14 protein-coding genes are annotated in these 13,580 nt (G+C 53.3%); 6 read left to right on the forward strand and 8 right to left on the reverse strand.

The annotated features are described in order from the left end of the window. Positions 1-116: 116 nt before the first annotated feature. Positions 117-887 (reverse strand): lysophospholipid acyltransferase family protein, encoded by a 771-nt coding sequence (locus ABDW36_RS20590; protein ID WP_343703806.1) that lies wholly within the window; start codon positions 885-887, stop codon positions 117-119. A gap of 157 nt (positions 888-1,044) precedes the next feature. Between ABDW36_RS20590 and ABDW36_RS20595 the strand changes: the two genes are divergently transcribed. Both ABDW36_RS20595 and ABDW36_RS20600 read left to right on the forward strand, forming a co-directional pair. Continuing rightward, on the forward strand, positions 1,045-1,491 hold the full coding sequence (locus tag ABDW36_RS20595) for an AraC family transcriptional regulator (RefSeq protein WP_343703807.1): 447 nt from the start codon (positions 1,045-1,047) through the stop codon (positions 1,489-1,491). A gap of 82 nt (positions 1,492-1,573) precedes the next feature. Then, positions 1,574-2,785, forward strand: a complete 1,212-nt coding sequence (locus ABDW36_RS20600) for a DUF763 domain-containing protein (protein ID WP_343703808.1) — start codon at positions 1,574-1,576, stop codon at positions 2,783-2,785. Between the two features lie 26 nt (positions 2,786-2,811). Here ABDW36_RS20600 and ABDW36_RS20605 read toward each other — a convergent pair whose 3' ends face one another. Then, positions 2,812-3,372 (reverse strand): flavin reductase family protein, encoded by a 561-nt coding sequence (locus ABDW36_RS20605; RefSeq protein ID WP_343703809.1) that lies wholly within the window; start codon positions 3,370-3,372, stop codon positions 2,812-2,814. Positions 3,373-3,389: 17 nt separating this feature from the next. Further along, entirely contained in the window at positions 3,390-3,836 is a 447-nt protein-coding gene (locus tag ABDW36_RS20610; protein ID WP_343703810.1) for an SRPBCC family protein, read from the reverse strand. Positions 3,837-3,991: 155 nt separating this feature from the next. Between ABDW36_RS20610 and ABDW36_RS20615 the strand changes: the two genes are divergently transcribed. Further along, a complete protein-coding gene (locus ABDW36_RS20615) occupies positions 3,992-4,690 on the forward strand; it encodes a class I SAM-dependent methyltransferase (RefSeq protein ID WP_343703811.1) in 699 nt (232 codons plus the stop codon). Between the two features lie 69 nt (positions 4,691-4,759). Here the strand turns inward: ABDW36_RS20615 and ABDW36_RS20620 are convergent, their stop codons facing one another. Next, positions 4,760-4,990, reverse strand: a complete 231-nt coding sequence (locus ABDW36_RS20620; RefSeq protein ID WP_343703812.1) for a hypothetical protein — start codon at positions 4,988-4,990, stop codon at positions 4,760-4,762. Between the two features lie 263 nt (positions 4,991-5,253). On the opposite strand from ABDW36_RS20620, the gene ABDW36_RS20625 reads away from it, so the two are divergent. From ABDW36_RS20625 to ABDW36_RS20635, 3 genes are all read left to right on the forward strand, one after another. Then, positions 5,254-6,894, forward strand: coding sequence for a PAS domain S-box protein (locus tag ABDW36_RS20625; RefSeq protein WP_343703813.1), 1,641 nt, complete (start codon positions 5,254-5,256; stop codon positions 6,892-6,894). A gap of 6 nt (positions 6,895-6,900) precedes the next feature. Next, on the forward strand, positions 6,901-7,962 hold the full coding sequence (locus ABDW36_RS20630) for a response regulator (protein WP_343703814.1): 1,062 nt from the start codon (positions 6,901-6,903) through the stop codon (positions 7,960-7,962). Positions 7,963-8,057: 95 nt separating this feature from the next. After that, entirely contained in the window at positions 8,058-8,843 is a 786-nt protein-coding gene (locus ABDW36_RS20635) for a universal stress protein (RefSeq protein ID WP_343703815.1), read from the forward strand. Here ABDW36_RS20635 and ABDW36_RS20640 read toward each other — a convergent pair whose 3' ends face one another. From ABDW36_RS20640 to ABDW36_RS20655, 4 genes are all read right to left on the reverse strand, one after another. Continuing rightward, positions 8,844-9,455 (reverse strand): hypothetical protein, encoded by a 612-nt coding sequence (locus ABDW36_RS20640; RefSeq protein WP_343703816.1) that lies wholly within the window; start codon positions 9,453-9,455, stop codon positions 8,844-8,846. A 187-nt stretch (positions 9,456-9,642) separates the two neighbouring features. Further along, complete coding sequence (locus ABDW36_RS20645) at positions 9,643-10,350, reverse strand: DUF4998 domain-containing protein (RefSeq protein WP_343703817.1); 708 nt, start codon at positions 10,348-10,350, stop codon at positions 9,643-9,645. 26 nt (positions 10,351-10,376) lie between these two features. Next, positions 10,377-11,588 carry a DUF5000 domain-containing lipoprotein gene (locus ABDW36_RS20650; RefSeq protein ID WP_343703818.1) on the reverse strand — a complete coding sequence of 404 codons (1,212 nt, stop codon included), beginning with the start codon at positions 11,586-11,588 and terminating at the stop codon, positions 10,377-10,379. A gap of 44 nt (positions 11,589-11,632) precedes the next feature. Beyond that, the gene (locus ABDW36_RS20655; protein WP_343703819.1) at positions 11,633-13,561 is read right to left on the reverse strand and encodes a RagB/SusD family nutrient uptake outer membrane protein; all 1,929 of its coding nucleotides are present in this window, start codon (positions 13,559-13,561) and stop codon (positions 11,633-11,635) included. Positions 13,562-13,580: the final 19 nt, after the last annotated feature.

A 13,580-nucleotide genomic window follows, 5' to 3' on the forward strand; every position in this document is an offset into this window, starting at 1 on the left:
ATATTCCCGATGGTGGAGCTTCCCTGCCAGGTGGAATGGTGGCAGGGGCGGGGCTTGCACGGCGTACCCAGAATGCGGAAATATGTCTACAGGTGGCAGGGTGTTCACCGGTGCTGTTACCGCTGTTTCCACCGCCGGTGCGTCCATAGCCAGTACTGCGGAGATTCGCAGATGTCTTGCTCCAGCATTTCCGTGAACTTCCGGGTGATGTGGTAGGGCGGAGAAACGGCAGGGGTATCACAGATCAGCCGGAAGGAAATTTCCCAGTCTGCCGGCCCCTCCGTTTTTTTGACCGATGCGTACACTACGGCCGCACCGGTTGTTTTAGCCAGCCTTTCCGCCCCGGTAATAACCCGGGTGGGCTGATGCAGAAAGCTCAGGGTATGGGCCTCCTGGGGCGGGAACTGATCCGCCACGAAAATATATGCCCCCTTGGGGCCGCGGGTGGTCAGCATATGGCGCGCCGTTCTGTGCATAGGCAACAGCCGCAGCCCGAAGCGGGAACGCAGCCGCTGCATGACGCGGTCAAAGAAAGCATTGGAAAGCGGTTTGTATACGGCATAGAGGGGAAAGCTGCAATATCGCGGCAATATGTTGAGGCATTCCCAGTTGCCATAGTGGCCCAGCATGATGATGATGTTCTTCTGCTGCGCGTGGTAGTGCTCCAGCAATGCCGTGTCCCGCACCACTACCTTTTCTTTCACCCGCCGCTCCGGCATCAGCAACATGAGGCCCATTTCGATGAATATACGGCAGAAGTGCCGGTAAAAGCCCGCTGCTACCTGCCTGATCTCGCCGTAAGACCGTTCGGGGAAAGAGCGGGAAAGATTTTGCACCACTACGCCATAGCGGTACCGGAAAATTTTATACAAAATGAAATATAGCATTGGCATATAGTTAATGAAGTGGCAGGAGCGGGTAGGGGTGAAACCTGTTTTCTCCGTTCCTTTTATAGAGCGCTGCTGCTGCGCAGTGCAAAGAGAAGGATTTCAAACAGCGGCGGCTTGCAGAAAACGGAAAACAAGTTGCGTAAAACGGATTATTATGGAAACAACATACAGGCACATCACCAACGAGGGCGGCTGGCAGCATCTTTACCTGCAGGCCCGGGCGCTGGAGCAGCTGGCGCTGCAATGCAAACAACAGGAAGATGCCGTCCGCCTGTCATCGTTACGGCGCACGGAGGTAGACAAAATACACCAGGCCCGAGAAGTCCTGCTGCGGGACATACAGCACCCGCCTTCCCTTGGGGCGCTGGCCCGGCTGGCCGGCCTCAATGAATACAAGCTGAAAAGCGGTTTCAAGGAAGTGTTCGGCAACACTGTGTTCGGCTACCTTAAAGACCATCGCCTCAACCTGGCGCGGCAGCTGCTGCTGGAAGGGAACAGCACGGTTACCGAAGTGGCGTATGAAACGGGATATACCACGCTGCAGCATTTTAGTAACGAGTTCAAGAAGAAGTTCGGCGTTGCCCCGGGGCAGCTGCGTTGAAGGGAAGTTAGTGTGCGGAGCGTTCCCACGCGCTGGTAAAGATAATTCGCTCCGTAATGCATAAAATGCTAAATTTGTTAGCATGAAGCGCTCCGGATCTGCAGACTTGCCTTTACATTACGGTTACGTGCCCCGCTGGCTGGCGGAAAGAATGGCCCGCCTGGGCCTGGCCGTTACGGAGTCCATTCTGGCGGAATATGGGCGGGAAGCCTTTCTGAGCCGCATCAGCAGCCCATTCTGGTTCCAGAGCCTGGGTGCGGTAATGGGAATGGACTGGCACTCCTCCGGCATCACCACTTCCGTGATGGGCGCTCTGAAAAAGGCCATCAACCCTCATGCTAAAGAACTTGGCATTTATATTTGCGGCGGCAAAGGGAAGTTCTCCAAAGAAGCTCCCGCGGAGCTGTTTAAAATTGCCGATCAAACCGGGCTGGACGGGAATTACCTGGTGCGTTGCAGCAAGCTGAGCGCCAAGGTAGATAATACGGCCGTGCAAGACGGATTTCAGCTTTATACGCACAACTTTATTGTCAGCAGCGAAGGCCATTGGTCTGTTATACAGCAGGGCATGAGCGCCGGCAGCAAAACAGCGCGGCGTTATCATTGGCATTCCGGGCAATTGAGGTCTTTCGTAGAAGAGCCGCATACAGCAGTATGCGGCCCCAATCAGGGCGCCATTCTCAACCTCACGGCGCAGGAAGCCGCAGGCGCCCGTAACGGCATTCTGCACCTCACGCAGGAAAAGCCGGAGCTGATGCTGCAGGAAGTACAGCAACTGGTAATGCCGCACCATCACGATGTAAGGGCCGAAAACGTAGACCTGAAGCGGCTGGGTACGGTGTTGTGGCTGGCGCAGGAGCAGCAGCCGGCCGGTTTTGAAGACCTGCTGCTGCTGCAGGGGCTGGGCCCGCGCACCCTGCAGTCCCTGGCGCTGGTGAGCGAGGTGATACACGGTACGCCTTCCCGGTTCAAAGACCCTGCCCGCTTTGCATTTGCCCACGGCGGGAAAGACGGCCATCCTTTCCCCGTACCGTTAAAAGTATATGACGAAACCATCAGCACGTTGCAAACAGCCGTATACAAGGCCAAAATAGGGCAGGGAGATAAACAGCAGGCCATTAAGGCGCTGCATGAGCTGGCCCTGAGATCCGAGAAAGATTTTGTGGCCAATGACCGGTTTGAGGAACTGGTGCAGCAGGAACGTGATAACTCCTGGATGTACGGAGGGCGTACGGTGTTTGGCAAGGCGCAGCCGCCGAAGCGGGCCAAAGGAGTGCAGCTGCGGTTGTTTTGATGTTCCGAGAGGGCGGATGGTATGTGCTACAGGTTCTCTTTCCTGAATTTCTCCGGCATGGCAATGTTCTTTCCGGATATCATAAACACACCTTCTCCGCGGTAGTGCACTGTTTTAGGGTATGCCGGGTAAGCAGCGGCCTGCGCTTTCAGTACCTCAAAAATGAAAAAATTGTATTTGTCCAGCAGCCGGCGGTCTGCCAGGCGGCATTCTATGTTGGCATAACATTCTTTTATCAGGGGAGCTTTTACCGTGGAGGCGGCCTCCGGCGTAAGGCCAAAACGGGAGAACTTGTTTACCCGTGTACCGTGGCTGTTGCCAATGGCAATAATGGTATCTATCATGTCTGCCGTAGGTATATTGATGACACATTCCCCGCTTTTGCGGATCATGTCAAAGCTGTGGTTGGCGCTGGTGATCATGCAGCCCAGCAGGGAAGGGGAAAACTCCAGCACGGTATGCCAGCCCATGGTCATGATATTGTTCCTGCCCTGCCAGTGCGAGCTGACCAGCACAATTGGCCCCGGCTCCAGGAATTTGCGGACCTGCCATACAGGAAGGTCTGTTTTTTTATACGGTCTTTTCATGATACGGTGATGATATTTTATTCCCTGCTGTAACCGGAGAAACATTGCAGAATGTAATCCCATCCCTTTTCTGAATCCATGGCCTGCCGGTATTCATCCGCTCCATCTCCATGCCGCTCAAAATGCCGGTGCTCAAACTCAATAGCCTGAGGTAAAAAACGTACACTTATTTCGCTGGATTTGTCCGGGTTGGGCTCCGGCGCACGGGTAGGCCCTATCTGCCAGGTGAAAACGATAGACTCACCTGCTTCTACGGCAATTACGCGGCCCCAGTCACAGCGGAAACCGTAAGGCCCCGTTTCGTGGCAAAAGCCGCCCCGCCGGTCGTCTATGCAAATATGCTGCAGCTTCTCCTGCGCCCAGGTATACTCCCTGGGCCACCAGTTGTTCAGCTCATGTACAAACTTTGCGTAAGCCCGCATGGGCGGAAGATGGGTGGAAATGGTGCGTTTGATGCTGTTCATAACGGAGCGGTTTGGGTGATGGTGTAACAAAATAAATGCCCTTTGGCAGTGCGGCGAATGCTTCCCAAATTTAAACACATTCCCGCAGAACGGGCTAAAGACGCGTTATGCCTTGAAATTCAGTATATTCGGTATGGCCCAAACTCACCCGTACCATGCGGTATTTTTATTACTTTCTGTACATTGGCTGGCATTGGAACTTTACCCTGGCGTACTTCGTGATCCGCCATGAAATTGCAGGCGAGCGGAAGTACGGCATCCGCACTACCGGTACCTACAACCTGTCAGATGCTATTGCCCGGGAAGACCGGCAGTATGCTACCTGGTACGAGCCGGTGAACTATTATTCCGCCGGCTGGCTGTTTGACCGTTTACAGCCGGCAGACCTGCAAACCGGTTTCCTGGACGTTGGCTGCGGCAAGGGGCGTGTGCTGGCTATGGCGGCAGCATATGGTTTCAGACATATCACAGGCATTGACTTTTCTCCAAAACTCTATATGGCGGCCAACCGCCTCAGGGCAGAACTGGAAACCGCTTATGCAGACCTTTCCATAGCCGTACATTGCGTAAATGCCCGCTACTATGAAGTGCCTGATACTACGGGCGTCATTTTTCTTTTCAACCCCTTTGATGCGCCCATGATGGAGCTTTTTATTGAACAGGTAAAAAAATCGCTGCAGCGCCTGCCGCGCGCAGTGAAAATACTGTATGCCAATCCCCAATGCCGGCAGCTTTGGATAGACGCGGGGTTCAGGGAAACAGACGCATTTGTGAAGCTGGTGCATTTGAAGGGAAGTGTGCTGGAATTTGCGCCCGGTGCGCTAACGCCCGGTTGTGGAATGTTGGGGAAATAACGCACCACTTTGTATGCGGCAAAAAAAGCGGGCCTCAACATGGCCCGCTTCTCTTTTATAAGATCTGGATCAACTCTGATGTTCTATCTCCCGCCCCAGCAAATACAGGAACTGGGGGTCGAAATCATCCGTGTGGCACAGTGGCCGGAGGCCATGGTGGCCGTCTCGGGAGAAAAATATCTCTGCCCCGTCTACCTCAACACTAATGGCGTAATAGATGCCGGACTTCGCAATTTTTACCGGCAGGTGCAGCTGGCGGCCATCATAATTCAAATTGATATGGAACTTTTCTGTGAGCATATAACAGGGTTTAAATGGTAAAACTGATACATCCTGATATAACATCAATAAGCGAGCCGTAATATTGCTGAAGCACTTCCTGCAACATAACCAATTAAAATCAGTAAAAACCATAACGGCGGTCATTTTTCGGGCGTTTGGCCGGATTTAATTTAGCCGCCAAACAGCCGTTGCTATTGTTGTACAGCTAAGGAGCTACTAATCAAACCGGCATGTGTTACGGAAAAATGCTAGATTTACTTTTTATAATTTAAGGCAGTAAAATGGAGGAATCACACGGTTTGATCAGCTTTGACGCATTGTTCCGGCATGCTACCATCGGGATACTGGTAACAGACGGGCGCGGCCGCATTATACTGGCCAATCCCTTCCTGCTGAACCAGTTTGGCTACACGGAGGCGGAGCTGGTGGGAGAACGCGTGGAAAAACTGGTGCCGTCCCGCTTTGGCCACCGCCATGAGCAGCACCGGGAAAAGTTCCATCAGCATCCCCGCAGCCGCCCCATGGGCGTTGGCCTCGATCTGTTCGGCGTAAAGAAAGACGGCACAGAGTTCCCGGTAGAAGTGAGCCTGGGCACATATAACAATACGAGAGACGGTGAGTTCGTGATCGCTTTTGTAAGTGATATTTCTTACCGCAAGGAATCTGAAAACGAGCTGAAACGCCTTAATGCCGAGCTGGAGATGAAGGTGGCGGAACGCACGGAGTCTCTTTCTGACACGGTGAGAAAGCTGGGAGAACAGATGAAGGAAGTGCAGGCGAAAGACACGGAGCTGCAGCGCATGAACAGTTTCCTGAGCAGCATCTGGAACCACGCGGAAGCCATTATTATTGCCACAGACAGCAATGGCATCATCAAGCTGTTTAACCCCACGGCGCAGAAGCAACTGGGGTACACAGCAGAAGAAGTGGTAAACAAACACAGCCTCACACTTTTTCATGACCCGCAGGAAACGGCGGAAAGGGCCGCTCTTTTCTCCACACAGTTGCAGCAGGAGGTAGCGCCCGGCTTTGATACGTTCGTGGCCAGGGCACGGCTTAACTTGCCCAGTGAGCATGAATGGCAGTACCTGGCCAAAGACGGCAGCCGCTTTCCCGTTACCCTCACGGTGTCTGCCCTGAGAGACGGAGATGGGCTTATCAGCGGGTACCTGGGCATTGCGATAGATATTTCGGAACGTAAAAAAGCGGAGAACGAGCTGCGCGTGGCGCTGGAAAAAGAAAGGGAATTGAACGAGCTGAAGTCACGCTTCGTTTCCCTGGCCTCTCATGAGTTCCGCACGCCGTTGAGCACCATTCTTTCCTCCACCTTCCTCATTTCCCGCTACAAAAGGGCGGAAGAGCAGGAGCAGCGGGAAAAGCATACACAGCGTATCGTATCCTCCGTCAATATGCTGACAGACATCCTGAACGATTTCCTGTCTGTCGGAAAAATTGAAGAAGGAAAGATACAGGTGCGGTACGCAGACTTTGACGCCCAGCAGCATGTAGGCAATATAATAGCGGAAATGCAGGGCCTCCGCAAGGAAGGGCAGCAGGTTACCTACGTGCATGAAGGGAATGCCCGCCTCCACCTGGACCCGGCGCTGCTGAAGCATATTGTGATGAACCTGCTTTCCAACGCCATCAAGTTTTCTCCGCCGGGCTCCGTTATCCGCGTCAGCACCACGCATGACGGCCGCCGGTTTACGCTGCGCGTGCAGGATGAAGGGGCTGGTATTTCAAAAGAAGACCAGCTGCACCTCTTTGAGCGCTTTTTCAGGGGCAGTAATGTAGACAACATCCAGGGCACCGGCCTGGGCCTGCATATTGTGGCAAAATACGCCGAGCTGATGAACGGCGGTATTACCTGCAAAAGCGAGCTCGAGAAAGGAACTACTTTTACAGTGATATTTAACCTTTGACATATTATGGCAGTAACAATACTGGTCATCGAAGACAATGCGGACATCCGCGCCAACACGGCAGAAATACTGGAACTGGCCAACTACAAGGTGCTGACGGCCCCGAACGGCAAAGAAGGGGTGCAGCTGGCCATGGAGCACAAGCCAGACCTGGTGATCTGTGATATCACCATGCCGGTGCTGGACGGTTACGGCGTGCTGCACCTGCTGCACAAGCACGAGGAAATGTCTGGCATTCCCTTTATTTTCCTCACCGCCCGCTCGGAACGGTCAGACGTGCGGAAAGGCATGGAAATGGGCGCGGATGATTACATCACCAAACCCTTTGACCCCATAGAGCTGCTGAATGCCATTGAAGGCCGGCTGAAAAAGGCGGCCCGTCTCAGGCAGGAGCTGCCGCAGGATATGAACGGCCTCAATACCCTGCTGCATTCCGTTAGCGGCAAAGACCTGCTGGAAGACCTCCGGGAAGGCCGCAACGTAAACCGCTACAGGAAAAAGGAAGTGATCTACTCGGAAGGCAACCATCCTGCCTATCTGTATTACATACTGAAAGGGAAGGTGAAAACCTGCAAGCGCAACGAAGACGGCAAGGAAATAATTACCGGCCTGTACAACCAGGGAGAGTTCCTGGGGTACACCGCCTTGCTGGAGTCTGGCATATACAAGGAAAACGCGGAGGCGCTGGAAGAAACGGAGCTGGCCATTATTCCGCGGGAAGATTTTGAGGAGCTGGCCTTTAACAGCATAGACGTGATGAAAAAGTTCATGCACCTGCTGGCCCGCAATATTGCAGACAGTGAGCGGCAACTGCTGGGTATAGCTTATAATTCCCTGCGCAAAAAGGTGGCAGACGCGCTGCTGTTCCTCAACGCAAAGTATAACCCGGACAATAACCCCCAATTCAGCATAGATATCAGCCGTGATAACCTGGCTGCAGTGGCCGGGGTAGCCAAGGAATCCCTCATACGCACGCTGGGAGATTTCCGGGATGAAAAGCTGGTGAACATCGTGGAGGGAGAAATAGTGCTCACCAACCTGAAAAAGCTGGAGAGGATGATGAACTGATGACAGGCGTCACACAAAGCCCTGTTATCCATCATTGCTGAGGGAATGGCGGCATGGTAGATTTGGCGACAAATCAAAACCCATTGCCGGAAAATATGAAAAGGATAGTAGCAGTTGTTGACGCGGTGCATTTCAGGGAAGAGCAGTTAGACGCTTTTCAGTATGTGACCTGGTTGCTGGAGGGCAGCCTGAAAGTATTGTTGCTGGAGAATGAGGCTAGTCTCGCCGTACCCGCCGAAATGTGGCAGCCCCCCGCACAGATACCGCCGGCAGACCTGCAAATACTGGAAGAGGAATGCCGCGAGCGGGGCATTCAAACCACCTGGCAGCGGGGCAAGGGCATTGCCCTGAAAGAAGTGGTACGGGAGAGCCGGTTTGCAGACCTGCTGCTCATAGACCGCAATACCTCCCTCAGTAATTTATTCCCGGCAGATGTACCTGGTTTTATCAAAGACGTACCGGCAGACGCCCAGTGCCCCGTGCTGGTACTGCCGGAGGGCGCGGGCCGCTTCGGGGAAGTGGTGTTTACCTACAACGGCAGCTACTCCTCTGTATACGCCATGAAGAAGTTCCTGCAGCTGTTTCCCCGCCTGGGGCATGAAAAGGCCACCGTTATTTATGTGCCGGAGAAAGGCATCCCCATCATTCCCAACGAACAATTGCTGAAAGAATACCTGCACCTGTACTTTACTGAAGTGACCTTTGTAGTATTGCAGGGCCTGCCGGAGGTGGAGATCAGGAAGTTTTTGCAGGAGAAGGAAGACGCCGTGGCGGTAATGGGCGCATATGGCCGCAATACTTTTTCCCGCTTTTTTAACCCCGGCAATACCCGTAACCTGTTGCGCAACCTGCACGTGCCGGTGTTTATCACACACCCCTGACTATTGCTCCGCCAGTTTTTTGAACTGCGCCATGGTTTTGAACAGGTTGCTGTGCACAATAGGGTCTGATACCCAGCGCGGTATTTTCTTGCTCCTGTCTGTGGTGATGAAATAGGTGACCCTCACATGGCCGGAGTGCATGTTTTCCATCACCCACTTGCCCTTGGTGCCCGTCATGCGTGACATGCCGGCCGTAACCGGGAAAGCGGCGTTATGCGTACTTTCAAAGCTCACTTCGTTGTTGTGATAGTGATATGCCAGGCAACAGTCCTGGTCATCAAACGGCCAGGGAATATCATACTGTATATAACTGATCCAGCGGTTGGCATCCTGCAGGGGCAGCACCTGGTAGGTTCTGGCGTTGGCATTCCAGCTGCGGCCGCGCGCAGGGTCTTTGATCAGCGCTACAATTGCGGGCACGCTGGCCCTGACCAGGAACACGGCTTTTATTTCCCTTACTTTCCCGCTTTCAGGAGCGTCTATCCACCGCTCGTACAGGAAAATGTTGTCTGCCTGCTTTACCAGCGTAAAGTCACCGGTAAGCGGCTGGCGGGCAAAAAGTGGCTGTATAAACACCGCGCTCATAATGATAAGGTTCATTAAAATTTTCATGCTGATGGCATTTGACAACAAATGTGCACCCATTGCGCCGGGGCGCCATGAAATTTTTGTTGAACCGTTGAGGAAGGGGGCTGAGTTGTAGAGTAGGGGGGAACGATGAAGGGGCTTTAGGGAATCTTTAACAAAAAAGGGAGCTGACCTACTTTCACAGATCAGCTCCCTTCAGCTGCAGCGGCGTTTACGGCACCGCCTGCGTATCATAGGCGGTATAGAACGTGTCAATGGCCGTTGGCACAGGTTTGTATGCCGTTCTGTAACGGAAGCTGGTGCCCTGTTTGTAGTCAGCCAGCCTTGTTGTATCCGGGAAAGCCATGGGCTTGAAAGGGTCCGGCCTTACGGCCACTTCCCGTTTTTTTACCAGGTCCCCATTTACATTGGTATACTCAATGTCTACGGCCACCGCCTGCGGGTTTACACCAAACCAGATTATTTCCGCCCTTTTGGTGCCGCCCTGGTAAGTGGTTTTCCGCACCGGCCGGTTGTACAAAGATGCAATGTAGTTATCGCCATATACCGTGCCTATTATTTCTTCCTTTACGGAAGAGTTGCCGGTGTTGTCATATGTGTACACGTCAAAAGTGAATACATTTTCTTCCAGGTTATCCAGCACCACGTTGATGGTATCAATGCCTGCGCTGCGCTGTACAGGTACGGTCACGGAATCTTTCCCGCTGTTCCAGAACACCCGGCATTTGTCTATTTTCGGGTCAGACACCAGCAGCCAGGAAAGCGCAATACGGTTCCTGCCGGGAAAGGCTTTCAGGGAATCTACCTTGGCCGTATAGATGATCACGCCGTTTTTGAGGTACTCCTGGTAGTTGTCTTCCATTTTACTGCATGCGGCCAGCAGGCCAAGGCCCAGTATGCCCCATATATATTTCTTCATTCGCATTGTCCTTTTTGATTGAGATGTTATTTAATCTGGCCCCAGATAGACATTTCAGAGAGGTGGAAGTGCCCCAGGTAACCTTCTATGGAAGCCCAGCTGTCAATATGTTTCCAGGCAATGTACCGAACGGCCGGTGCGTCTATCGGGAACTCGTATTCCTGTCCGTTGGCGGCCACCTGGGTGTCTTCCGTGCTGTTGTCGCTGAGGGGGCGGCCGGAGGGTTTCACCATAATGCGGGCGTCAAGCAGTACCCAGCTATTCACGTTAGTGGGGGTGTTGGTACCCCATATCTCCCACTGGTGAGGGTTGCCGTGGTTGTAGATGTAGCCGCTCTGGCGCTGCCAGATCTTGTAACGGCTCAGCCGCGCTGTTACGCCAAGGTCCATCGGTATCCAGATGGGAACGTCTTTGTTTTCCGTGGTATGGAAACCATTGTTGCCGATCACGCCGTCAAACATTGCGTCAAACTTCCAGCTGGAGAGGTTGCCGGGTTCCAGTATGGCGCCGCCTGATTTTGGCAGCGGCTCCCGCTGGGGAATAGGCCATTTCTTGCGCATGTCCTTGATCTTGTCTTTATCCAGCTCTTCTTCATAAATAGGCGTTTTGACGATCTGCAGCGTATCGGAATGGTTATTCCAGCGGTCGCGCACAAATATGCCGAATTTGATGGGCACTGCTTCCTGGCCACGTACGGAAAACTTGCCGGAATCAAGCGCGGTGTAATGCGCGTCTATGCTCACCCATTCTTTCTGCGCTTCGTCCCAGCGCAGCACGCCTATCATGATGCTGGCCTTGTGCGGGTTATCGAAGCGGGTATTGATGCCGCCGAAAGACTCCACGATCTGGAGGGACTTCCGTACCGTATCAATAGCCGGGGGCAGGGGGCGTATTTTCAGCTCTACCGGGGCAGAAGTTTTTTCAGCATAACTGACGCTGTACAGTTTTATGATGTATTCACTGGTGTTGCCGAAGCCTTCTACAATGAGGGAGCGCTGGTAGAAAGACGATTTCATTTCCCGCTTTTCCCCGTTCACCTCATATTCAGCCTTTACATACGCCAGGTTTTTGTCATCGGGCAGGGAATAGCTGATTTTGGCCCCGCCGGCCATGGCTTCATAAGTAGCGTTGCTTACGGGTTGGGGTACATTCCCGTCTTTGGAAATGGGAGAAAAGGAATCTTCCTTGCAGGCCGTTATGGCAACGGCCAGCAGAAAGCAAATGATCAGTTGTTTCATAAAAAAATGTTTTTGCATGAAAAAAATCAAAACCATTTCAGGCATTACCAACCCGGGTTCTGCACCAGGTTCTTGTTGATGGTGATCTCGTTCAGTTCAATGGGCCAGAGGTAATCACGCATGGTGAACCGCTGGTTGAAGAGCAGCCTTTCTTTGTAGTAGGAGGGCGCATCTTTCTGGGTAATGTCCCAACCCTTGATGGGGTTGTTCAGCTCAACGTGCGCTGTTTTCCAGCGGCGCAGGTCCCAGTAGCGGCTGCCCTCAAACGCCAGCTCTATGCAGCGTTCCTGCTGAATGATGCTGCGCAGGCCTTCTTTGGAAAGGTATTTCTGCGGCTCGCGGCTGAAGCTGCTCCATGATTCTTCTACAGTTTTAAGGCCGGCCCTTGCCCTTACCAAGTTCAGGTATTCAGTAGTGGCGGTGCTGTAACCGTTTGCCTCATTCAGTGATTCGGCGTAGAGCAGGTACAGGTCTGCCATGCGGAACTCGGGCCAGGGGTAGGAAATGATGTTGTTGGTCATGTTGCCGTCTGTAGCCACGCTGGTTTCAATGTTCACCAGCTTCTTGATGCCGTAGCCGGTTACGGAGTAGTTGCTGATGCCGCGGCGGGCGCTGAATTCCGTGTTCCGCAGCTGCGGGTACAGCAGCGCTTTGGTAACATCGTAGTTTTCTACCCAGTTGCCGAACCAGGTACCCCGGTCAAAGGATACGCTGGCGTAGAAACGCGGCTCGCGGTCAAAGTGCAGCGCGGCGGTCTCTTCCCCGTCTTTTACCCAGAACCTTTCGGCCGGTACTGCTTTGCGGAGCGTGTAGCGCTTGCCGTAGTCGAACGTCAGATCTTCATTGATGGGCACGCCGTTTTTGCTATAGAACATTTCCACGATTTTCAGGGTGGGGGCCAGTATGCCTTTGGGGCCGGCGGTGCTGGCGCCGGGCGCTATCAGCGGCATTGACCAGCGCTGCATGTCAACAGCGGGACTGTTGGTATTGGCCCAGATCACTTCCGTGTTGTTGAAGGTGGAAGTGAGCGCGGCGCGGAGGTCAAGCTGCGTCTGGATGGTGTCATTGATCTTGTAGCCGGTATTGCCGGGGAAGTGGTAGAGGGCATAACCCTGCTCATGGCAAAAATCAATGGCTTCCTTGCAGGCCTGTGCGGCCCTTTTCCATTTATCTACGCTATAGGTTTGCGGGAAAAGCGGTTCCTGTTTGTCTCCCTTGTTTTTCAGGCCGGCGTATTCTGTGTTGCCGTTAAACAGGGGGCTGGCCGCCGTTACCAGTATTTTGGCCTTCAGGGCGTAGGCAATGGGCTTGGTGATTCTGCCCAGTTCCGTGCCTTCCGTGCCGGAAAGCTTTTCCGGCAGGTAATCGCTGGCAATGCACTCGTCCAGCAGCTGCACCATGTAGTTCACGCAGGTGTCTACCGGCTCGCGGAACAGCTGCACCTCATCAGGGCCGCTGGCAATAGGCAGGTTGGTGCGTATCAGCGGAATGGGGCCGTACATGCGGAAGAGGAAGAAATGGTAGTAGGCTTTGAGGAATTTCACTTCCGCCATCCATCTTTCTCTTTCAAACATGGTGAGCTCCCGCACCAGGTGAATATTGTCAAGGAACACATTGCAGTCACGCAGGCCAACAAAGAGGGCTTCCCCGCGCGCGCCGCCAGACCAGTAGTTGCCCAGCGGGCTGGCCACGCTCTGCTGGCCTTTGGCAATGTTGAAGAAGGTAACCTGTATGTCTTTGGGCGGGTCATCGTGCCAGATCTCGTCTCCTGCCATAAAACCCAGGTTGTCATTAAAATGCCCCGTCATGGGCATGTAGGAATAACAGGTGAACAGGAACTTTTCAGCAGAGGTGCGTTGTGTGAAAGCGTTCTCTATGGTGGCAATATTGTCCGGCACCACATCCAGGTATTTACAGGCGCCCAGTGTGCCCAGTGCAATGAGCAGGAACAGTTTTTTATGTAGTTTTTTCATTTGTCAACAGTTGATGAAT

This window comes from Chitinophaga sp., assembly GCF_039596455.1.
Lineage (GTDB): Bacteria > Bacteroidota > Bacteroidia > Chitinophagales > Chitinophagaceae > Chitinophaga.